Source organism: Azospirillum sp. RU38E, from assembly GCF_900188385.1.
Classification (GTDB): Bacteria; Pseudomonadota; Alphaproteobacteria; order Azospirillales; family Azospirillaceae; genus Niveispirillum.
Map to the genome: position 1 here is coordinate 79,042 of NZ_FZOI01000012.1, position 20,862 is coordinate 99,903.

Here is a 20,862-nt window from a genome sequence, read left to right on the forward strand (position 1 = left end):
AGCGGGGCCGGCTTCGGTAGTCTTGGGCACAAATCTCCCGAAGGAGTGGGCCATGAGCGATACCTATGTCACGCTCAAAATTCGTGAGGCATTGAAGGCGGCGCAGGGCAACCGCGCCCAGGCTCAGCGCGTGCTGATCACCTGGGCGCTGGATGATGAGCAGTTGCTGCGCGGTCTGGCCAAGCCCTTCCTGAAGGCCATTGTCGGCAGTGCGGTGGATCGGGTGGCGCGCGGCGGTGGCATCACTACCGCATCGCCGGCCCCCGGCCAGGGTATCCAGCGCGCCGCCAAGCCGCAGCCGGGGCCGAAAAAGCTGTCGCCTCAGATGCTGGATGCCATCATCTCCCGCATGGGCACGGGCAGCGGCGATCTGCCGGAACCCGAACCGCGCGATCAGGCGGATAATCTGAAGGCCCTGGCCGCCGCGTTCACCCAACGCAAGCGGCCCTGACCCCCTCGATCTTCTACCCGCGGCATGAAATCATGACCCCTGGTCACGCTTTCGTGCCCCTCAATCGCCGGCGCCAGCCTCCGCTGGCTTGGCTACGCCGCACGTGCGGCGCGGCGGCGGTCGCCGCCGTACCAACGGTCATGAATGATGACCGTTGGTATTACGACAGATCAATCCAGACGCTTTTCAGGTCGGTATATTTTTCCAGCGCGTGCAGGCTGCGGTCGCGGCCGAAGCCGGACTGTTTGAAACCGCCGAACGGCGTGGTGATATCCCCGCCATCATAGCAGTTGATCCAGACGCTGCCGGCCCGGATGGCGCGGGCCGCCTTCATGGCGGTGGACAGGTCGCGCGTCCACACCGCCGCTGCCAGACCGTAGATGGTGTCATTGGCGATGCGGAAGGCTTCCTCCGTGCTGGAAAAGCTGATGGTGGACAGCACGGGGCCAAAAATCTCCTCCCGCGCGATGGTCATCTGGTTGGTGACGCCAGCGAATAGGGTGGGTTCGATATAGAAGCCGCCCGTCTCCGTCCGCGCAGCGCCACCGCCCAGGCGCAGTGACGCCCCTTCGGCCTTGCCCTTGGCGATGTAATCCAGCACGCGGGCGTGCTGGCGGTCATCCACCATCGCCCCCATCGTGCTTTTCGGGTCCAGCGGGTCACCGGGGGTCCAGCGGGCGGCATGGTGGGTGACCCGCTCCAGAAATTCATCCTTGATGCTTTCATGCACCAGCAGGCGGGAACCGGCGGTGCAAACCTCCCCCTGATTAAAGAAGATGCCACCCACGGCTTCGCGCGCGGCCCGGTCCAGGTCCGGCGCATCGGGCAGGATGATGTGCGGGCTTTTGCCACCGCATTCCAGCGAGACGCGCTTCAGGTTGCTTTCCCCGGAATAGCGCATGAAATATTTGCCAACCTCGGTGGAGCCGGTGAAGGCCAGCATATCCACATCCATATGCCGGCCAATGGCCTGCCCCGCCGTTTCCCCAAAACCCGGCACGACATTCAGCACGCCGGCCGGCAAGCCCGCCTGCACCGCCAGTTCAGCCAGGAACAGGGCCGTCAGCGGCGATTGCTCGGCCGGTTTCAGCACCACGGAATTGCCGGTGGCCAATGCCGGGGCCAGCTTCCATACCGCCATCATCAGCGGGAAGTTCCACGGCACCACCACGCCGATCACACCCAGCGGTTCCCGCAGGATCAGCGACATGGCATCGCCGCCGCTGGGGCCGACCTGATCATAAATCTTGTCAATGGCTTCGGCGTAATATTCGACGCAGCGGATAGACAGGGGGATGTCGATCTTGCGGCTGTCGGAAATGGGCTTGCCCATATCCAGCGTTTCCAGCAAGGCCAGCTCGTCGGCATTCTCCCCCATCAACTGCGCCAGCTTCAGCAGAACCTTGCGGCGCTGGCGCGGGTGGGCATCGCGCCAGACGCCGGTTTCAAACGCCTGACGGGCGGCGGCCACCGCCGCATCCACATCGGCCGCATCGCATTCGGCCACCTGTGTCAGCACCGAACCGTCGCGCGGGGTGACGCAATCGAAACGCTTGCCGCTGAGCGCATCAACGAATTTGCCGCCGATGAACGCCTGATTGCGGAATTGCAGCCGGGCGGCGCGTTCCTGCCAGGTGCCGGCGATTGTGCTGTCCATGGTCGCTTCCCCTTTGCCGGGCCCCTGAGGCCCCTGATCGGTCCCCAGGGTGCCCGCTTCGGATCAGGGCGGCAAGGGGGCAGGCGGGGGATGAATGGCAGAGTATCGCGCCGCCCGCGCAAACTGTGGCCCGGATGCAGGGGACGGTCGGACAGGATAAAGATGGGGTGTCGGAATGGCGTCCCTGCCCTTTGAGAAAACCGGAGAGAGATCATGACCCAGGCCCAGCCCCTGTCGCCCAACCTGTCCGCCCTGCGCGATGCCATCTTCGCCGATCCGGCGCTGGTGGACCGCCTGTCCGCCATCAAGGAAAAGGATGCGCTCACCAGCGAACTGCTGGGTGTAGCCGCCGCCAAGGGGATCAGCGTGGATGCCGCCGCCCTGGGCGACAGCCTGGAAGCGGAACTGGCCAAGCTGGCCGATGCCGAACTGTCGGATGATGAGCTGGAAGCCGTCGCCGCCGGCTTCATCAATTACAGCAAGGTGCTCAAAGATCCGAAGAATGCCAAAGGCTCCTTCTAATAGACAGCCGATGTCAAGGAACTGCCGCCAACCATTGTCCCCGTGACATGTTAGCGGTTGCAACAGGGCGCATGGCCGTGCGGGATGGAAGTCGCCCCTTTCCATCCGGGTACTGCCGATGCGCCCTGTTCATATTGCCCTGGCCCTGCTGGTCGCCCTGATCTGGGGCGTGAATTTCGTTTTCATCAAAATGGCGCTGACGGGCTTTCCGCCGCTGCTGCTGACCGCCGCGCGGTTCACCCTGGCGGCATTGCCCATCCTGATCATCCCCAAGCCGCCGCAATTGCGCTGGCGCGATCTGGCGCTGGTCTCCAGCTTTCTGTTCATCGGGCATTATGCCTTTCTGTTCAGTGCGCTGGATAATGGTATGGCGCCGGGACTGGCCAGCATCCTGCTGCAAAGCCAGGCCTTCATCACCATGATGCTGGCCCTGCCGGTGCTGGGGGAACGGCCCGGCGGGCGGCAATTGGCCGGGGCCTGCATCGCCGCTGCCGGGCTGGCCGTGACGGCAGGTACCATCGGCGGGGATGTTACCTGGATAGGCTTTGGCCTGACGCTTCTGGCGGCAGCCAGTTGGGCCATGGGCAATGTGCTGACGCGCCGCCTGCCCCCCACCCCTACCCTGCCGCTGATGGTCTGGCTGTCCGTGGTTCCCCCCTTGCCGGCCCTTTGCCTGTCACTGGCGATCGAGGGGCCGGGGCGGGTGGCGGAGGCGCTGAGCCATTTCAACGGGGTCGCCGTGGCATCCCTGCTCTATATCGTGGTGCTGTCCACGCTGACGGCCTTCGGCATCTGGGGATTTCTGCTGAAAACCTACCGGGCCGGGCTGGTGGCACCCTTCTCTCTGATGGTGCCGGTCTTCGGCACCGTCACCGCCCATCTGGTCTATGGGGAAAGTTTCGGACCACAGCGGATGGCGGGTATGGCGCTGATCTTCATCGGCATCCTGGTACCATCCCTGCCGCTGGCCCGGCTGTTCGGACGGCGGGCGGCCCTGCCCTGAAGGGCGGGCCACCCGCTGGCGCATCGATCACTTCACCGTATCAGCGGAGAAAATGAAGGAATAGCTGGTGGCATAGTGCGGCGTGCTGTCCGCCGCTTTCTCGCCATTGGCGGTCATCGGGAACAGGGTGACACTGCGCTGGGTCACCCCATTCTTGCGGAAGAAGGTGACGGCAGCAGACTGCGCAATGTCACCATATTGATGACAATCCATACAGGCCTTACCGGTTTGCACATAGGTTTCCATCGTCGTATTGGCCACCACCCGCGTAGCCGTGGCCGGGGTGATGCCCCCCACCGTCAGGGGCACCACGCTTTGCGGCGGGATGGCCGTGGGCAGGGATGGCCATTGCACATCAATCAACCGATAATAATTGAACACGGATTGGGCGGGAAACAGGCCCCAGGCATATTGGTTGGTGCTGTTGGCCACATTCTCCACCGGCGTCATCCGCGTCACCTGCATCGGTGCCGCATAGGGACTGCAGCCCTGGGGCAGATAGGGCGGGCTGGTATTGTTGCAAGGAAACGAGGGGGACTTGTTGGCCTGACATTTGTAGAAATCCGTCGTAGGATCGCAAGATGGATTGAAATAGGTATAGCCGGGGCTGGGCTTGCGGTTGGGATTGGCCGGCAAGTTCACCGTGTCCCCACCATTATCCGGCGCATTATCCACCTGTTCGAAGGTGGACCAGAGGAATTGCGGCGCCCCGGGCAGCCGGCGGATAATATGCAGCCCGGTCAGGCCCACCGTCTGGTTGCTGGTATTGCCATAGGGGTCGGTCACGGTCGCCTGTGCCGTCAGGTACCGGTAGTTCAGTGACCCATCAGCGGGAAGAACCACCCAGGCTGCCTTCAGTTCGATGGAGCCGACATTCAGGCCGAAGGTTTTGGCATTGCCAGCACAATCCACATCGCCCAGCCCCATCGGCAGATTGAAACCGCCCATCCCGTTCTGGCCCGCATTGCTGGCGCAGGCTTCCTGCCCGGCAAAGCTGGTCAGATTCTGGCTGGTGATATAGGCAGCCTCATCCAGATTGATGCTGACCGTATAATAGGTCAGCCCACCGCGCTGGTCAGTCAGCCAATCCGGTTTCAGCGGGGTGCCGCTGGCCTGACCAATGGCCGAAAGGTCCAGCGAGGAAACCTCTGACAACACAGAGAGATTGAGCCGCCCCGGATGCGCCGCCGCCTTCTTCAAGGCGGCCTTATCACCGCTGAACAGCAGGTTGGCCAGGACATAGGTCTGCCAGACGGTGGGCTTGTTATTGCCGGGCACGCCGAACTGGCTGGCCGGTACGGACGTATCCGGCGTGCCCGGCTTGCTGCTGCTGGCCGCCCAGTTGAGATAAATGAATTGCTGCCAGGCAATGCAATCGGCATTGGTCTGGTTGCGCAGGTTGAAATTTGGCGGCAGCACCGGATTCATGGTGATCTGGGTGGTACCGAAGCCGGTGCAGGGATTGCTGACGGTTTGGGCGGCGGCGGTGCCGGCGCCCAGCATCAACACGGACAGCAAAGCCAGCGCCGGGGCCACGCCCCGGCGGCAAAGCAGGGAGAGAACCCGGCGCAGCATGGATCAGGCCCCCGCCGTGATATGGACCAGCGCCGGCATGGTCTGGGTATCGCCGTTCAGCGAGACCGACAGGGCACGCAGGCCGGGCGTCGCCCCACTGGCAACCGAAACGGTCAGCGTCAGCGCTGTATAGCTGCCGGGGTAAGAATTGCCGGGCACGGCATAGGAGACCGGGCTGGCACCCGTCACCGTCACCGTGACATCGCTATCCACCGCCCCGCCGGACAGTTCCGTCAGCACCGCGACGCTGGGCAGGTCAGCGCCTTCATAATTGCTGACAATCAGGGTCAGGGCCGCCTCCCCCCCGCCCGCCGGCAGGAAGGGCGCGATCATCGTGGTGTTGCTGGACATGGGGAGGACGAACCCGGTGGGATTGGGCTCCACCACCGCATAATAGGCGTTCCACAACACCGAATACATGCACTGCAAAGGTGCTGCCTGCGACCCCGCCCCGGCACAGGGCAGCGTGGGCGGCGTGGCATCGGTGGAAAGCGGGCGGGCATAAAGCCCCACCTCAAACTGCTGCGCGATCTGACCAGCCCAGGTAATGGCGCTGCCATTGATCTGGATGTCGGCCAGGGTCAGGGATGGATCCATGGCAAGCCACGACAATGGTATCTGACAGGCGGCGTGCAGGATGAAACCACCATCGCCGGTATTGCCGGGGAAATTCTGGCCGGTCACCGGGTCAACCAGCGTGGCCGCACCGCGCACCACCTGCCAGATGTCGGACGGCTTGGCGTCTGCCGGGACATTCTTGCCGACCTGGATACGCGGGCCGAAGCTCCAGGTGGTGAAATTGGGCATCTGAATATAAAGCCCGAACGGATTGGCCAGATTGACCAGCTGATACGCCCCCGTCACCTGACCGCCGACCACCTGGTTTACCGTCTGGCCGATATGCGGGTCGCTGTTGCGATAGGCCTGGCCGTACTGGCCGCAGCAGAGCAGCTTCTGCGCATCGCTGTTGCCGCTGACCAGTTGCTGGGTGGAAACGCCGGCCAGTCCGATTTCCGTCTGCAGGGTATTGGGCGTGCTGGTCAGATGGATGGCACCGCCGCTGCGGTCGGCCAGCGCGCCCGTGCGGGACGATTTCGGGCCACTATTCCACTTGTTCAACGGGTTATAGGCGGGGCGGCCCGTGCCCGGATCCGTCACGACGTTACCGTCGGCGTCCTTCAATGTCAGATCACCCTCGGTAATGACCACCAGATGATCGGTATGCAGGCCATAATTCAGGATTTCATTATACAGCTCCACCACGCGGGTGGGGCTGATGGCCCAGAGGGAATACCAATATTCCGGGTTTTCGCAGCAGAAATCGATACGGATGATATTATTATTTTCATCCCGTGCTGCCGCCCATTCACAATATTCATCATGCCAGCCGCGCGGGCCATAGGGGCCGTATTTCTGCAACGGGCCGCTCCAGTTCGCCTGCGGGCAGAACTGTGCCGGAATATCCGGCAACGGGGTAGCATTTGCCCCGTAATAGCCAGTATCGGCCAGGGAATAGATATCCGGCATCTCCAGCTTATAGGGATTGGCCGGCGGGATCGGTGGCGTGGCGGAGCAATATTGCATCAGGCGGCCGGAAAAGGCCGACCAGGACACCTGCGCCGTCTGGGAGCCGGGCGGAATGACCGTGTCCGTGGGATCATAAAAAAAGGACGGGGCCGCTGGCATCGCCTGCTGCACAAAGCCTTTCAGATTGTCATTCCACAGCGCGGCCAGCGCTGCCTGCTTCTCGGTGGAAGCCGGAAAATCAACAATGAAGGCCGGCGTGCCGAATGTGAAATCGGTCATCTCTCACCCCTAGTTGCACATGGTGGAAAAATCTCCCGCCCGAACTGTCAGCCTACGCCTATGACATGGTCAAGTTAAAGTTGTTCATAATTGGACATTGTTCCACCAGATTTGCCGGGCCGCTTCTGCCGGGAGGACGGGGCAGCGGGAAAAATCCGCCGCCCCACCGCCGGACACACCCCGGCATTTTCCGCCGCCTCAGTCAGAAACCCCAGCATTTCCGCCAAATTCACCCGCTGGCACGCCATTTGCTTTCATGATTTCCCGAATACCGGGCGGCCCGAGGGGGGCAACGGACCGGCAGAAAGAACCGAAGGAGTTTTCCCATGTCGTTCGTCCAGGATTGCGTCAGCCTGTCCCGTCAGCATCTGATGGCCGGTTATCTGGCCGAAGCCGAGATGAGCTGCCGCACGGCGCTCCAGGCCGAACCGGAACATTCGGAAGCCACCCATCTGCTGGGCATCATCGCACTGCGCTCCAACCGCGCGGCCGAAGCCAATGACCTGTTCAACAAGGCCATCGCCCTGGACGACCATAAGGCGGAATTCCATAACAGCCGCGGCGTGCTGCTCTATGGCTGCTGCCGCTTCGTCGAAGCGGCGGTGGAATTCGCCAAGGCGGTGGAACTGGATGATAATGATCCGGTTTCCCACAATAATCTGGGCAATGCCCTGCGCGCCCAGGGCGATCTGATGGAATCAGAGCAGTGCTTCCGCCGCGCCATCGCCCGCCGCCCCTCTTATGCCGAGGCGCATAACAATCTGGGTAACACGCTGCGCGATCTGGGCAATCTGGGCGAGGCGGAATTCTGCTTCCGCCATTCCCTGGCGCTGCGGCCGAAGAACCTGGATGCCGCTTATAATCTGGCAGCCTTGCTGCTTTATACTGACCGGCTGGATGAAGCCGGCCGCCTGTTCGCCAATGTGCTGGCCGGCGATCCTTCCCGCGGGGAAGCCGCCATCGGTCTGGCGCAGGTGTTCCAGGGCCAGGGCCGTCTTGATGATGCTATCGCCCTGCTGACCGGGGTTCACAACCGTATGCCTGAAAATTCCGATGTGCTGTTCGCCCTGCAGCTGCTGCGTTCCACGCAGATCCCCGCCTGGCACATCCCGATGATCAATGATCATGAACGCAATGATGCCTATGAGGCGGCCTTGCTGAACAATGTGCAGGAAGGCGATGTGGTGCTGGAAATCGGCACCGGTTCCGCCCTGGTGGCAATGATGGCCGCCCGCGCTGGCGCCGGCCATGTCTATACCTGCGAGATGCACAAGCCGCTGGTTGAGGTGGCGCGGGAAACCGTGGCGGTGAACGGCTATAGCGACCGCGTCAGCGTCATCGGCAAGAAATCCACCGATCTGGTGATCGGCAGCGACATGCCGGAAAAGGCCGATATCTTCGTCTCTGAACTGATCAATGTCGGGATGCTGGCGCCGGACATGCTGGCCATCCTGCAACATGCCCGCCAGAACCTGCTGAAGCCGGGTGCCAAGATCATCCCGGCCTCGGCCACCGTCTGGTGCTCCCTGGTGCAGGCTGACGATCTGCGCCGGATCAGCCCGATCCGCACCATCAGCGGCTTTGACATGTCGCGTTTCGACCAGTTCCGCACGCCGGGTTACTGCACGCTGGATCTGGCCGCCGATAATCACCAGCTGCTTTCCAACCCGGAACAGGCCTGGTTCTTCGATTTCTACAAGAACATGCCGGCCACCGCCTCCAAGGCGCTGACTGTCACCGCCAGCGAGACGGGCATTGCCCATGGTGTCGCCTTCTGGTTCGACCTGCATATGGATGGGCAGGTGACCTACAATTCCAACTCCCCCACCCGGACCAACCATTGGAAGCAGGCCGTCTATTTCTTCGGCCAGGATTTGCCGGTGGTGAAGGGCCAGCCGGTGATGATCGGCACTGGGTACGACCGCACCCAGATCCACTTCTATATCTGAGCAATCGTCAGACGGTCGGGAGGGGGCTTGACCTCTCCCCCGACCCTGCCACACTCCCCAACCAGCATGAGGGGCGGCGCCAGATTTGGCGCCGCCCTTAGCCTTTGTCGGGGATAAGCCGGATGAATCTGTTCCTGCGTCTGTTGCGTGTGGTGATTGCGGCCCTGCTCTGGCGCAGGCGGCTGGCGCCGCTGGATACATCCGTCGTGGGTTTCCGGGTCTGGATCAATGACCTGGACACCAACCTTCATATGAATAATGGCCGCTACTTCACGGTGGCTGATCTTGGCCGGGTTGATCTGATGATCCGCAGCGGCATGTTGCGCTTGATCCTGCGGCGGAAATGGATGCCCGTGCTGGGAGGGGCGACCATCCGCTTCCGCCGCGAATTGAAGCCGCTTCAGCCCTATCGGCTGAAAACCAGGGTCCTGTGCTGGGAAGGCAAATGGATCTTCCTGGAACATGTCTTCGAAACCATGGGCGGCGATGTCGCTGCCGTCATCGTGGTGAAGGCGGTGTTTCTGGAAAAAGGCCGGTCGGTCGATACGGCTGAACTGATGCATGCCTTAGGCCTGGATATCCCCTCCCCGCCGATGCCGGCGGATATTGAAGCGTGGCAACATACCGAACGCGCCATCAGCAACCGCGCCAAGGAAGGCTGAGCCGTCCGATCCCCCCCGGGAGCCGGGTGCTGGCCGGCCGGCGGAATTTCCACCATGGGCGCTGATATCATCACAGCCCCTGATTGCATGGCTTATCGTTGGTTAATAGGAGGGAGTCACCTCCTATGGTAGCGTTCATGCCGATTTGCACTGCTGGAAACGCAAGGAAAACCTACGACAACGCCACCGAAGGCTGCTGACATGTAAACGCGTTAAATTTTAATTGAGATAAGATAGTAAGAAATGCAATTGACAGACGAAAAATTCGTCTTATTTTACCCCCAGTCATATTACTCATTTCATCGGTTTTTGGCGCCTGGAGGAGGGGGAAGATGCTGGATCGGGCGCTGCTGTTCGTGAAAGACGCCCTCGATTCCCATCTGCAGCGGAGTCTGTCGCTGCCGGAATCTGTCGTTGTTCTCAATCATCTCAGTACCAATGATGGCGCCGGCAATCAAAAAAATCAAAATCGCCTGATCATGACCTTAACAAAACTTGAATATGACACGTCTCGTGCATATTACAATAATTCACAGAGTCAAAACGGACAAACATCGAAAAACGTTCCACAGTTCTTTAATTTAAATATATTAATTTCTTCAAATTTTGATGATTATATCGAATCTTTGAAAGTTCTTTCTCATGCAATTTTGTTTTTTCAATCTAATAACAGCTTTCAACGTGCATCATATCCGCACCTGCCAGAGACATTGCAAAGTCTTGACATCGAAATCGAAAGCACGTCGGACGCAAAATCCTATGAGATGTGGGGCGCTCTGGGCAGCAGCTATCTGCCATCCGTCCTCTATAAAATCCGCCGTTTAATGATGGATGGCCGGCAGATCGCCGGTTTCCAGACCCCGATGCGGGAGCCATTGACAGAGGTGGGGTCATGAACCACCCGCTGGTCCGCCTGCAGCTCCGCCATGGGTGGTACGCGCCGCATCCCGTGGCGGCAATAAGCCTGCAGCCCGATGCCCAAAGCCGCACCCTACTGCGCCGCTTTGATCTGTGGTGGCGGTATGAAGCCGGTGAATGGACACTCTATACCGGCCGCGCCGGGACAGCGGAAAATCTGCTGGCCGGTCTGGCGCGCGCCTTGGAGGGCGCCCCGCTCTGCCTGGTCTTCAGCGGCGATCTGGCACACCTGGCCAGCGTCACTGACCTGCCAGAGGGGCCGCGCACCCTGCCCCATTACAGCAGCCGTAATGTGGACAGGCCCGCCGATGGCGGCACCGACCATATCCTGCGGCCCCTGTCGGAGGAAAGGGGGCCATTGGCAACGATATGGCTCTATGCCGACGATCTAGGTAAGGCCGGGCCGGAGACATGCTGGATCATCCGGTTTGAAGCAACCCGGCTGCCCTGGATTTATTATGTCGTTAACCGCAGCCACCGGCCCTTGAACCGGCCATTCATGCGCGCCTCTGACGGGCGCCTGCTGGCCGGACCGGTGGAAACCTCCCTGCCCGATGGGGATCAGGCCCTGCGCTTCGACACGGACGGGCAGGCCCTGCCCCTCAGCCGGATGCCCACGCTGCGGCTTGGCCTGTTCGACCAGTTTCAGTCGCCCTTGTCCGATCAGATGACGGAGGTCTGCCTGATCAGATCCCTGCCCCTGCCGGACCCGCGCTCCCTGATCTGGGACCGGCAGGGGCCGGACCGGAAGGTGAGCGCGGCAACGACCATCTATCTCTAGCACATCCTGACAGCATGTACCGGCCGGGTTGAACCATGCGGCTTCACCCATCACCCCAGACAAGGAAGAGGCGATCTTGGCAACCTATTCGACACCCGGCGTTTACATCAACGAGGTCAACGCCTTTCCCAATTCCGTGGTCCCCATCGCCACCGCCGTGCCGGTCTTCATCGGCTACACGCCGCGCGCCGATTATGAGGGCAAATCCTATTACAACAAGCCGGTGCGCATCACCTCCTTCGCGGAATACCAGGCTTATTTCACCCTGCCCAGCCCGCCGGCACCGGCCGATGCCGCCAAGCAATATGCCCCCCAATATTATCTGGTGGCACAGGATAAGGAGCCGGAGGTTGGCCCGCATCTGGCGGTGGACGGCAAATTCTATTCCGTCCTGCCCGATCCCAACAGCATCTATTATCTCTATAACAGCATCCGGCTATTCTATCAGAATGGCGGTGGCGATGCCTGGATCATCTCTGTCGGCCCCTATGGGGCGGCCAGCGGCAAGCCGCTGGACAGCGCTACCGCGCCGCTGGTCAACCCCAATGTCAAGCTGGCCGATCTTCAGCGCGCACTTGACCTGCTGAAGATCGAGCTGGAACCGACCATCTATGTCTGCCCGGAGGCGACGCTGCTGCCGGTGGCGGACAACGCCACCTTGATGCAGAGCATGTTGCTGCAGGTGCAGGAACTGCAAACGGCCGTCTGCCTGTTCGATGTGATCAACGGCAACCAGCCGGACCCGATCCAGTACACACAGGATATTGAAACCTTCCGTAACGGCACCGGCAGCCAGGGGCTGAAATACGGCATCTGCTATTACCCGTTCATCGGCACCACGGTGATGCAGAGCGGGGAGATCGATTTCACCAACCTGTTCGGCGGCGATATCAAGCAACTTGCACCGCTGCTGGATTCCCCCACCAGCCCCAACCCGGTGGCGGCCAAAATCATCGCCATGATCGAAAACCCGCCGCCCACCCCGCTGACCAACAGCCAGTTGCACGGCGCCCTGCTGAACGCCAGCAAGACCTATGGGCTGATCATCAAACAGGTGACCAATGTGGCCAATCTGCTGCCGCCCAGCGGCGCGATGGCCGGTGTCTATACGGTCAATGATAATGTGCGGGGCGTCTGGAACAGCCCCGCCAATGTCAGCATCGTCGGGGCCGCCAGCCTGCCCATCAAACTGTCCGACAGCCAGCAGGCCAATCTGAACATTGATGCGGTGTCCGGCAAATCCATCAATGCCATCCGCTTCTTCAACGGCCAGGGCATCCTGATCTGGGGGGCCCGCACGCTGGACGGCAACAGCCAGGATTGGCGCTATGTCTCCGTCCGCCGCACCATGATCTTTCTGGAACAGTCGGTGAAGCTGGCGGCCCGCGCCTATGTCTTTGCCCCCAACAATGCCAATACCTGGGCGGCGGTGAAAAGCATGATCTCCAGCTTCCTGACCGATGTCTGGAAGGAAGGGGGTCTGCAGGGCGCCAAGCCCGACGATGCCTTCTCCGTCGCGGTGGGGCTGGGCAGCACCATGACCGCTGACGACCTGCTGAACGGCTATATGCGCGTCACCGTGCGGGTGGCGGTGGTGCGGCCGGCCGAATTCATCGAGATCACCTTCCAGCAGCAGATGGCCAAGTCCGGCTGAGCATGGGCGACATCCGCACCCCCTTCCGTCTTAGAGAGGTATGATCATGGCCGGTGAAGTAGAAGATAATGTATGGCCCTTGCCGAAATTCCGTTTTGAGGTGGATTTCGGCACCGAACTGACAGGCATCGCCTTTCAGGAAGTATCCGGCATGGATGCCGAGGTCCAGATCATCGAATATCGCCATAGCAACAGCCCGCTATTTTCGGCGATCAAGATGCCGGGCATTGCCAAATACAGCAATATCACCATGAAACGGGGTGTGTTCGTCAATGACAACACATTCTGGAACTGGATGAACGAAATCAAGATGAACACCATTAAACGGCGGACGGTGTTGATCAAGCTGCTGGATGAAAATGGCGCCGTTACCATGCTATGGACCCTGAATAATGCCTGGCCGACCAAGATCACCAGCACCGATCTGAAATCGGACGGCAATGAAGTGGCGGTGGACACGATCGAAATCGCGCATGAACAGATCGTTGTCACCAACGGGGGCTAAGCCATGGCCGGTCTGCTATCGGCCCTGGCGGATTACGCCTCCTCGCTGAACGAGCTGCAGCCCAGTTTCTATTTCGGGGTCAGCGTGCTTCCCTTTGCCCTGGATGCCGCCTTTCAGGAAGTGTCAGGCCTGTCCAAGCAGATGGAGGTGGAGGAGGTGGTGAGCGGTGGCGAAAACCGCTTCGCTTACCGCCTGCCCGGCCGGGTGAAATATGAAAATCTGGTGCTGCGGCGCGGCGTGGCGATCAGCGGCGCGGCTTTTTCCGTCTGGTGCGCCGCCGTGCTGGACAGTGATTTCGCCACGCCGGTGACGACCATGGATGTGCTGGTGACGCTCTATAACAACCAGCATATGCCGACCATGGCCTGGAGCGTCATCGGCGCCTATCCGGTGAAATGGAGCATGAGCGACCTGAAATCCCAGGAAAACGCCCTGCTGATCGAAACCATCGAACTGGCCTATCGCCGCTATGTGCTGGTTTAGGTCAGCTGAAGACAGGAGGGGGCCATGCCGGTTGAAATCCGCGAGCTGGTGATCAAAACCACCCTGGAAACCGGGGTGGCGGACCGGCAGGAGCGAACGCGGCTGGCGGAGATCCAGGCCCTGCGGCGCGACATGCTGGAGGAATGCGAACGGCTGCTGCGCAGCGCCCAGGGCCGCAACCGCTTCGAACGCTAGGAACAGGCCATGGCCAATCTGACCCTCACCGGCTACAGCGATGAGCAATTCACCACGCAGGCCCCGGCGCCCAGCCAATATGTGGCCATGCTAAACCCCTCCAGCATCAGTCTGGAGCGCGGGGTGGACCATAGCGAGGATAGCAGCGGCACCTCGGCCGCCGCACCGAAATTCAAGCAATTGCCCAGTGACACGCTCCGCTTTGAACTGATCATCGATTGTACCGGTGTCGTTGATGATACCCGCACCGACCTGAAGACAGAACTGGACACGCTGTCGGCCGTGGTCCGCGACTATAAAAGCGCGATCCACCGGACGAATTATGTCACCGTGGTCTGGGGCAGCACGCTGAATTTCAAGGGTGTGCTGACCAATATGAGCGTGAATTACACGTTTTTCAGACCCGATGGCACGGCGCTGCGGGCCAAGGTGAAGCTGGATTTCCGCTCCTATATCGATGCCGCCACCCTGGCCAAGCAACAGAACCAGCAATCACCCGACGTCACCCACCATATTCTGGTGCGTGATGGCGACAGCCTGCCGCTGATCGCGCAGTCGGTCTATCGCCGGCCGGAATTCTTCGTGGCGCTGGCCAGGGCCAACCGGCTGGACAAGTTCCGGCATCTGGCGGGGGGCACCACCCTGTTGACCCCGCCCCTGAAAGCTGCGGAGGGCCAGCATGGCTGACGGCAATGATGGCGGCCTCGCCTCCTTTATCATCACCGTGAATGGTGCGGCGCTGCCCACCGAAATTCAGGTGACCGATATCGAGATTGAACAGCTGGCCAACCGGATTGCCCGGGCCCGCCTGACCCTGCCCGATGGCGATCCGGCGACCCAGGATTTCTCCATCAGCAGCGGCTCCACCTTCCTGCCCGGCGCCACCATCAGCATCGCCATGGGCTATGACAACACCACCAGCGTGATTTTTTCCGGCATCATCACCGGCCAGCGCCTGTCGATGTCATCGGGTGCCGGCTCAACGCTGCAGGTGGAATGCCGGGACAAGGCGGTGCTGCTGACCGTGGGGCGGAAATCATCCGCCTATGCCAGCACCACCGACAGCGACGCCATCTCGGCCATCCTCTCCAATGCTGGGCTGACGGCGGATGTCACTGCCACCACGCCGCAGCAGGAAGCCCTGATTCAGTATGACAGCACCGATTGGGATTTCATCCTCAGCCGGGCGGAAATTAACGGCCTGCTGGTCCTGACCCTGAACGGTACGGTGACGGTGTTCGACCCCCTGGACCAGAGTAGCCCGTCGGTCACCATCACCCAGGGCATTGACCTGTTCGGGTTCGAGGGCACGCTGGACGCGGTGGGCCAGCTCAGTCAGGTGACCGCCAATGCCTGGGACCCGATCAGCCAGCAGTTGATCAGCGGCACCGCCAGCGCCAGCTTTGCCGGCCCCGGCAACCTGACCACCCAGACCCTGGCCAGTGCCGCGGGGCCGGGATCGGTCAGCCAGCAGACCGGCGGGGCTGAAACCAGTGACGGGCTGACCGGCTGGGCCAAGGCCCAGGTGGCGAAAAGCACGCTGGCAAAGATCGTGGCCAGCGCCACCGTGCAGGGCCGTTCCGACCTGATCCCCGGCCAAACGGTGACGCTGGCCGGGCTGGGCGACCGGTTCAACGGCACCCATCTGATCACCGGTATCCGCCATCATTTGCGGGCGGGAAACTGGACCAGTGAATTGCTGCTGGGCCATGAACGGCAATGGTTCATTCAGGAGCATGATGTCAACAGCCCGCCGGCCGCCGGCCTGCTGCCCGGCATTGGCGGCCTGTTCTGCGGCACCGTGCTGAAGATCGACAGCGATCCTGACAATGGGTTCCGCATCCAGGTGGAAATCCCGTTGTTCAACGACAATAATGCCGGCATCTGGGCCCGCATGGCGCATTTCCACGCCACCAGCGGGGCCGGCGCCTTCTTCCTGCCGGAGATCGGGGACGAGGTGCTGGTGGGTTTCCTCAACGCCGATCCGCGTTTCCCCGTCATCCTGGGCAGCCTTTACAGCAAGGGTCGCACGCCCAACAGCGCCCTGACACCGGATTCCACCAACAGCCACAAGGCCCTTTATACTAAGGCCGGGTCGTTCCTGGATTTCAACGATGCGGACAAGATCATCACCCTGTCCACACCCGGCGGCAACAAGCTGGTGCTGGATGACCAGAACGGCCAGATCCAACTGGTCGATCAGAATGGCAATTCCCTGCAGATGGACAGCAGCGGCGTCACCTTGAAAAGTGCCGCCGCCCTGACCGTGCAGGCGGCCACCACCCTGTCCCTGCAGGGCGATAGCGGCATCACCGCCGAGAGCAGCAGCGGCGACGTCACCGTCACCGGCACCAATGTGGCGCTGACGGCCAATGCACAATTGACCGCCAAGGGCAGCGCCAGCGCCGAGGTTCAGGGCGGCGCGCAACTGACGCTCAAGGGCGGCATGGTGATGATCAACTGAAGGAGTGATGCCATGCCACCCGCCGCCCGTCTTAGCGATTTCCACCAATGCCCGATGGTCACGCCAGGCCTGCCCCCCATTCCACATGTCGGCGGCCCCATCTCCGTCGGGGCGCCGACGGTGATGATCTGCAGCTTGCCGGCGGCCCGTGTCGGGGACATGGCCGTCTGCGTCGGGCCGCCGGACAGTATCGTCAAAGGCTCTTCCACGGTGATGATCTGCGGGATGCCGGCCGCCCGCATGGGCGACAGCACTGCCCATGGCGGCACCATCGTGCTGGGCGCGGCGACCGTGATGATCGGGGGCTGAGCATGGGTCATGACGCCCCGTTCCTGGGACGCGGCTGGCGCTTTCCCCCCAGCTTCAACGCCGCCGATGCCAGCGTCAATATGGTGGCGGGGGAGGAGAATATCGCCCAGTCGCTGGACCTGCTTCTCTCCACCTTGCGGGGCAGCCGCGCCCTGCTGCCGGATTTCGGCAGCAATCTGCATCAGTTCGTCTTCCGCCGCAGCGACAGCCAGATGCTGGAGGAACTGGCATCGGCCGCCCGTTTCATCCTGCTGCATGGCGAACCGCGCATCGTGGTGGAGAAGCTGCAGGCCCAGCACAGCGCCGATGGCAGCCTTTTGCAGCTGGTCATCAGCTATCACGTCACCCAGACCAATACGCGGCATAACCACGTCTATCCGTTCGCCACCCTGGAAGGGTCCAATCTGGCGCCCCCACCCCGTGTCGGGGGGGCCTGATTCATGCCGGCTGCCCCGCTGACGCCGCTGCTATCCTGTCTGGACCCCGGCACCGCGCCGGTGGACGGGAAAAGCGCGCGCGACCGGCTGGCCTTTGTCGCGCGGCTGGCACGGCTGGTGCGTTTCTACACCGTCCATAATCAGGTCGAAGGGACATGGGAACCCTTCATGCTGAAGGATGCGGCCATCCTGCTGGCCAGCATTGCCGCTACCGATTATCGCAGTTTGAATGCCCAGTTTCAGGCGCTGACCAGCGGGCAGGCCGGTACTGTCGGCGCGCGGCCCGCCCAGCTTCAGGCCCTGCTGCGGCTGCTGCGACATATGGTGTCCACGCTGGCGCACTGGCTGTCCTGGCTGGAATGGCAGCCGGCGGATTTTCCCCTGCGCCAGTTCCTGACGCGGGAGGTGCGCCATACGCTGGCCCCTGCCCTGGCCCAGATCCGCACCCTGCATCAGGCACTGTCGCTGCGCCAATGGACCGATGCCCCGGATCAGAGCTGGTATAATGGGCTGGGCCCGGCTTGGCGCGTCACCGGCCAGGCCGATCCGACCCTGCATCTTGCCGGCCCGCCGGAGCAGGCCCTGCCACAGGCCCTGGCGGAACTGCGCCAGCTTTACCTGGATACGCTGAATGTGCTGATCCAGACGGTGGATGCGGCGGCCCAGCATTATGAGGATGTGGCCAACCAGCCCACGCCGCACCCCGACACCGCCCTGCTGCGCGTCTTTGTTGAGCTGATGGCGCATCAGCAGCAGGTAATCAATGGCATTGGCCGCCGCCATCTGGATTTCTACTACCGGAATGTGCTGCAGATGGCACCACGCCCGGCGCAGCCCGATCAGGTGGTGGTGATGGCGTCGCCGCAGCCCGACCAGCCCATCCTGGTCATTCCCGCCGGGACGCGCTTTGCCGCCGGCAAGGATGCGCAGGGGACGCCCATCTTTTTTGCCAATAGCCAGACCACCACCCTCAATCAAGCGCGGATAGCCGCCGCCTATAGCCTAAAGGCCGACCGGGGCGGACCAGCGTTCAAACCCGGTATCCACGCCACCACCCTGGCCGATCTGGAGAGCATCCAGCGCGACGCCAGCGGTCATCCGCTGGATCAAGCCCTGTTCGCCAGCCCGGCGGCCCGGCCGCAGGGCCTCGGTTTCTCCCTGGCCAGCCCCCTGTTGCTGCTGGAGGCGGGGACGCGGTCGATCATCCTGACCCTGGAGATGACGGGCAATGCCCCCGACCTGCCGGCCGACTGGGCAGGCGGCTGGCGCAGCTGGGTCAGCACGGCCAAAGGGTGGTTTGATGTCGGGGCCTATGGCTTTCCCCCGCATTATACCCCGCCGGCCGATGGCAAGCCCGGCCAGCTGGTGCTGGAATGGATGCTGCCGCCCGACGCGCCGGCCTTGCAGCCAGCGGCCAAGCCGCTGGACGGCCAGGACAGTCCCTGGCCGCAGATGAAGATGGCGCTGCCCCCGGCTGCCAGCGCCCATCCCTGGCCCCGGATCAGCGCGATCAATCTGGAGGTGAAGGCGCGCGATCTTACCAATCTGGTGCTCTGGAGCACGCAGGCCCCGCTTTCGGCCGCCGCCCCCTATCCGCTGGGGCCGGTGCCGCAAGTGGGGAGCCAGTTCCTGCTGGGCAGCCGGGAGATTTTCGCCAAACCGGTGGAACGGATCAGCCTGACCCTGGAATGGGCCGCCATGCCCGCCGATCTGGCAAGCTGGTATCACGAATATAATATGTGGCAGGCCGTGGAACGTCACGACCTGCCACCTTTTTCCACCAACGCGGTGCGGGGCAGCTGGCACTGGCTGGAACCGGATGGCTGGAAGGTGGCGACGGTCACCCCACCGGCTGGGGCATCGCCACACACGCTGTTCCAGGGCAATGGCAAAAGCATTTTCAGCTTTCAACTGCCCGGCCAGCGCCCCTTGCCGGGGCTGGCGGGCGGGGGAGCGCTGGCGGAGCCGGCCACTGCGCTGGGCGGCTATCTGGCCTTTACCCTGGAACAGCCCGCCAATGGCTTTGGTCACCAGATTTACCCGCAGGTGCTGATCTGGGCCAGCCAGCAGCAGGCCCAGGCGATGATCCAGTCCGCACAGGGCAAGGGCGGTGGATCAACACCCCCCAAAACCCCCAACCCACCCTTCACCCCGGCGCTGAAATCGGCCAGCGTGGAATATAGCGCCCGTTATCGCTGGGTGCCGGGTACCGATGCCGGCGTCAGTGATCCGCCCTGCCCGCTGGAATGGCGGCATTACGGCCCCTGGCACAATTGGCTGGCCTGGGCCAGCGGCGGGGCGCTTCCCCGCCATGCGCCGCTGGCCCCGGGTCTGGCGGAGGCCGGCCTGACCATGGTTCCGCGCGTTGCCGCGGATGGCGGCCTGCTGCTGGCCATCAGCGGCCTGCCCTCACCCTGCACCCTGCGCCTGTTCGCCGCCGTGACCGATGATGGCGACGCCACGGGTTTTGACATCTGGCGCTACAGCCCGGCGGGCTGGCTGCCGGTGGAAATCTGGCATGATGGCACGGCGGGCCTGTCTGCCTCTGGCATATTGGAGCTGTCGCTGCCGGAACCGCCCGCCGGACTGGCCCTGACGCCCACCCTTGCGGATTGTGCCTTTCTGGCCATAACGCCCAAGGGCGGCTGGCGGCCCCTGTCGGTGGCCTTGCTGGCCACCCAACCCGTGGGGCTGGTGCGCCAGGATGTGCCGGCCGACGCGGGTCAGGTGCCGGCCATCGCCCCCGGCGCCATCAGCAAACCGCCCTTGCCCAGCATTGCCGCGATCCGCCAGCCCCTGGCATCCCAGGGGGGGCGGGGGGCGGAAACCGCAGAGGGCTTCAGCGGGGAGAATAATTTTTACCGCCGGGGGGCGCAGCGGCTGGCGCACAAGGGCCGGGCGCTGGCGCCACGCGATTATGTGCTGCTGGCGCATGAATTCATGCCGGACCTGTTCCATGCCGAAATATTGCCACCGGCCAACGCCCATCGCGGGGAGGTGAGACTGGGCGTGGTGCCCCGCATGGCCAGCGCATCGATGACTGGCGCCTTCCGCCCCCGCGTCAGCCCCGGCGCGCGCGTCGGCCTGGCGGCACAGCTGCAAGCCCGCAGCGCCGACACGGCCCTTGTTCTGGTGCAGAATATGGCGGCCTGCGAGGTGACGCTGTCCGCCAGCCTGATCCTGTCGGAGGCCGCGTTGGCGGCCTGGCCAGCGCTGCGCCAGACCTGGAATCTGGCGCTGCGGATTTATCTCTCGCCCTGGATCAGCAGCGATCTGCCCCGCTATGACCTGCGCCAGGGGCTGCGGCGGGCCGATCTGCTGCGCCGCATTGCTGCCTTTCCGGGTGTCTTCGCCATTGAGGATCTGACCGTTACCCTGACCAGCCCGCAGGGCGCCCGCACTCTATGCCGCGATGAACAGATCATCGCCCCGCCCGGTCATCTCTGGGTGTCCGCCAACGATCATCAACTGACTGTGGCGGCGGGTTAGCC

19 protein-coding genes are annotated in these 20,862 nt (G+C 62.6%); 16 read left to right on the plus strand and 3 right to left on the minus strand.

Translation table 11 applies throughout. The annotated features are described in order from the left end of the window. The first annotated feature begins 52 nt into the window (after positions 1-52). Entirely contained in the window at positions 53-451 is a 399-nt protein-coding gene (locus CHB97_RS17995; protein ID WP_089289383.1) for a hypothetical protein, read from the plus strand. Between the two features lie 160 nt (positions 452-611). Here CHB97_RS17995 and CHB97_RS18000 read toward each other — a convergent pair whose 3' ends face one another. Next, positions 612-2,108 (minus strand): aldehyde dehydrogenase, encoded by a 1,497-nt coding sequence (locus CHB97_RS18000; RefSeq protein WP_089289384.1) that lies wholly within the window; start codon positions 2,106-2,108, stop codon positions 612-614. A 213-nt stretch (positions 2,109-2,321) separates the two neighbouring features. On the opposite strand from CHB97_RS18000, the gene CHB97_RS18005 reads away from it, so the two are divergent. Then, a complete protein-coding gene (locus tag CHB97_RS18005) occupies positions 2,322-2,630 on the plus strand; it encodes a hypothetical protein (protein ID WP_089289385.1) in 309 nt (102 codons plus the stop codon). Between the two features lie 118 nt (positions 2,631-2,748). Continuing rightward, complete coding sequence (locus CHB97_RS18010) at positions 2,749-3,633, plus strand: EamA family transporter (protein WP_089289386.1); 885 nt, start codon at positions 2,749-2,751, stop codon at positions 3,631-3,633. A gap of 27 nt (positions 3,634-3,660) precedes the next feature. Here CHB97_RS18010 and CHB97_RS18015 read toward each other — a convergent pair whose 3' ends face one another. Next, positions 3,661-5,208 (minus strand): hypothetical protein, encoded by a 1,548-nt coding sequence (locus CHB97_RS18015; protein WP_089289387.1) that lies wholly within the window; start codon positions 5,206-5,208, stop codon positions 3,661-3,663. Positions 5,209-5,211: 3 nt separating this feature from the next. After that, a complete protein-coding gene (locus tag CHB97_RS18020) occupies positions 5,212-7,014 on the minus strand; it encodes a hypothetical protein (protein ID WP_089289388.1) in 1,803 nt (600 codons plus the stop codon). Positions 7,015-7,340: 326 nt separating this feature from the next. Between CHB97_RS18020 and CHB97_RS18025 the strand changes: the two genes are divergently transcribed. The 13 genes from CHB97_RS18025 to CHB97_RS18080 all read left to right on the plus strand — a co-directional run bounded on the left by CHB97_RS18025 (position 7,341) and on the right by CHB97_RS18080 (position 20,860). Continuing rightward, a complete protein-coding gene (locus tag CHB97_RS18025; RefSeq protein ID WP_089289389.1) occupies positions 7,341-8,963 on the plus strand; it encodes a tetratricopeptide repeat protein in 1,623 nt (540 codons plus the stop codon). 122 nt (positions 8,964-9,085) lie between these two features. Next, positions 9,086-9,625, plus strand: coding sequence for a thioesterase family protein (locus CHB97_RS18030; RefSeq protein ID WP_089289390.1), 540 nt, complete (start codon positions 9,086-9,088; stop codon positions 9,623-9,625). A gap of 332 nt (positions 9,626-9,957) precedes the next feature. Then, on the plus strand, positions 9,958-10,521 hold the full coding sequence (locus CHB97_RS18035) for a DUF4255 domain-containing protein (RefSeq protein WP_089289391.1): 564 nt from the start codon (positions 9,958-9,960) through the stop codon (positions 10,519-10,521). Next, entirely contained in the window at positions 10,518-11,324 is an 807-nt protein-coding gene (locus tag CHB97_RS18040) for a hypothetical protein (RefSeq protein ID WP_089289392.1), read from the plus strand. Before CHB97_RS18035 ends, CHB97_RS18040 begins: the two co-directional genes overlap by 4 nt. A gap of 76 nt (positions 11,325-11,400) precedes the next feature. Then, positions 11,401-12,978: a phage tail sheath C-terminal domain-containing protein gene (locus tag CHB97_RS18045; RefSeq protein WP_200820008.1), complete on the plus strand. Its 1,578-nt coding sequence runs from the start codon at positions 11,401-11,403 to the stop codon at positions 12,976-12,978. 46 nt (positions 12,979-13,024) lie between these two features. Next, positions 13,025-13,483 (plus strand): phage tail protein, encoded by a 459-nt coding sequence (locus CHB97_RS18050; protein ID WP_089289462.1) that lies wholly within the window; start codon positions 13,025-13,027, stop codon positions 13,481-13,483. 3 nt (positions 13,484-13,486) lie between these two features. Further along, the gene (locus tag CHB97_RS18055) at positions 13,487-13,966 is read left to right on the plus strand and encodes a phage tail protein (protein ID WP_089289393.1); all 480 of its coding nucleotides are present in this window, start codon (positions 13,487-13,489) and stop codon (positions 13,964-13,966) included. Positions 13,967-13,990: 24 nt separating this feature from the next. Beyond that, complete coding sequence (locus CHB97_RS26485; RefSeq protein ID WP_160105991.1) at positions 13,991-14,161, plus strand: DUF5908 family protein; 171 nt, start codon at positions 13,991-13,993, stop codon at positions 14,159-14,161. A gap of 9 nt (positions 14,162-14,170) precedes the next feature. Then, positions 14,171-14,848 (plus strand): hypothetical protein, encoded by a 678-nt coding sequence (locus tag CHB97_RS18060; RefSeq protein ID WP_089289394.1) that lies wholly within the window; start codon positions 14,171-14,173, stop codon positions 14,846-14,848. Further along, positions 14,841-16,625 (plus strand): type VI secretion system tip protein VgrG, encoded by a 1,785-nt coding sequence (vgrG, locus tag CHB97_RS18065; protein WP_089289395.1) that lies wholly within the window; start codon positions 14,841-14,843, stop codon positions 16,623-16,625. Before CHB97_RS18060 ends, vgrG begins: the two co-directional genes overlap by 8 nt. 12 nt (positions 16,626-16,637) lie before the next feature. Then, positions 16,638-16,934, plus strand: coding sequence for a PAAR domain-containing protein (locus tag CHB97_RS18070; RefSeq protein WP_089289396.1), 297 nt, complete (start codon positions 16,638-16,640; stop codon positions 16,932-16,934). A gap of 2 nt (positions 16,935-16,936) precedes the next feature. Continuing rightward, complete coding sequence (locus tag CHB97_RS18075) at positions 16,937-17,371, plus strand: GPW/gp25 family protein (protein ID WP_089289397.1); 435 nt, start codon at positions 16,937-16,939, stop codon at positions 17,369-17,371. 3 nt (positions 17,372-17,374) lie between these two features. Continuing rightward, on the plus strand, positions 17,375-20,860 hold the full coding sequence (locus tag CHB97_RS18080) for a hypothetical protein (RefSeq protein WP_089289398.1): 3,486 nt from the start codon (positions 17,375-17,377) through the stop codon (positions 20,858-20,860). Positions 20,861-20,862 lie beyond the last annotated feature (2 nt).

What these genes read in the sequence shown, in the direction of transcription:
- CHB97_RS18025 (WP_089289389.1), top strand. Translation starts at nt 7,341, where the DNA reads ATGTCGTTCGTCCAGGATTGCGTCAGCCTGTCCCGTCAGCATCTGATG.
- CHB97_RS18030 (WP_089289390.1), top strand. Translation starts at nt 9,086, where the DNA reads ATGAATCTGTTCCTGCGTCTGTTGCGTGTGGTGATTGCGGCCCTGCTC.
- CHB97_RS18070 (WP_089289396.1), top strand. Translation starts at nt 16,638, where the DNA reads ATGCCACCCGCCGCCCGTCTTAGCGATTTCCACCAATGCCCGATGGTC.
- CHB97_RS18055 (WP_089289393.1), top strand. Translation starts at nt 13,487, where the DNA reads ATGGCCGGTCTGCTATCGGCCCTGGCGGATTACGCCTCCTCGCTGAAC.
- CHB97_RS18080 (WP_089289398.1), top strand. Translation starts at nt 17,375, where the DNA reads ATGCCGGCTGCCCCGCTGACGCCGCTGCTATCCTGTCTGGACCCCGGC.
- CHB97_RS18075 (WP_089289397.1), top strand. Translation starts at nt 16,937, where the DNA reads ATGGGTCATGACGCCCCGTTCCTGGGACGCGGCTGGCGCTTTCCCCCC.
- CHB97_RS18020 (WP_089289388.1), bottom strand. Translation starts at nt 7,014, where the DNA reads ATGACCGATTTCACATTCGGCACGCCGGCCTTCATTGTTGATTTTCCG.
- CHB97_RS18060 (WP_089289394.1), top strand. Translation starts at nt 14,171, where the DNA reads ATGGCCAATCTGACCCTCACCGGCTACAGCGATGAGCAATTCACCACG.
- CHB97_RS18000 (WP_089289384.1), bottom strand. Translation starts at nt 2,108, where the DNA reads ATGGACAGCACAATCGCCGGCACCTGGCAGGAACGCGCCGCCCGGCTG.
- CHB97_RS18005 (WP_089289385.1), top strand. Translation starts at nt 2,322, where the DNA reads ATGACCCAGGCCCAGCCCCTGTCGCCCAACCTGTCCGCCCTGCGCGAT.
- CHB97_RS26485 (WP_160105991.1), top strand. Translation starts at nt 13,991, where the DNA reads ATGCCGGTTGAAATCCGCGAGCTGGTGATCAAAACCACCCTGGAAACC.
- CHB97_RS17995 (WP_089289383.1), top strand. Translation starts at nt 53, where the DNA reads ATGAGCGATACCTATGTCACGCTCAAAATTCGTGAGGCATTGAAGGCG.
- CHB97_RS18010 (WP_089289386.1), top strand. Translation starts at nt 2,749, where the DNA reads ATGCGCCCTGTTCATATTGCCCTGGCCCTGCTGGTCGCCCTGATCTGG.
- CHB97_RS18040 (WP_089289392.1), top strand. Translation starts at nt 10,518, where the DNA reads ATGAACCACCCGCTGGTCCGCCTGCAGCTCCGCCATGGGTGGTACGCG.
- CHB97_RS18035 (WP_089289391.1), top strand. Translation starts at nt 9,958, where the DNA reads ATGCTGGATCGGGCGCTGCTGTTCGTGAAAGACGCCCTCGATTCCCAT.
- CHB97_RS18015 (WP_089289387.1), bottom strand. Translation starts at nt 5,208, where the DNA reads ATGCTGCGCCGGGTTCTCTCCCTGCTTTGCCGCCGGGGCGTGGCCCCG.
- vgrG (WP_089289395.1), top strand. Translation starts at nt 14,841, where the DNA reads ATGGCTGACGGCAATGATGGCGGCCTCGCCTCCTTTATCATCACCGTG.
- CHB97_RS18050 (WP_089289462.1), top strand. Translation starts at nt 13,025, where the DNA reads ATGGCCGGTGAAGTAGAAGATAATGTATGGCCCTTGCCGAAATTCCGT.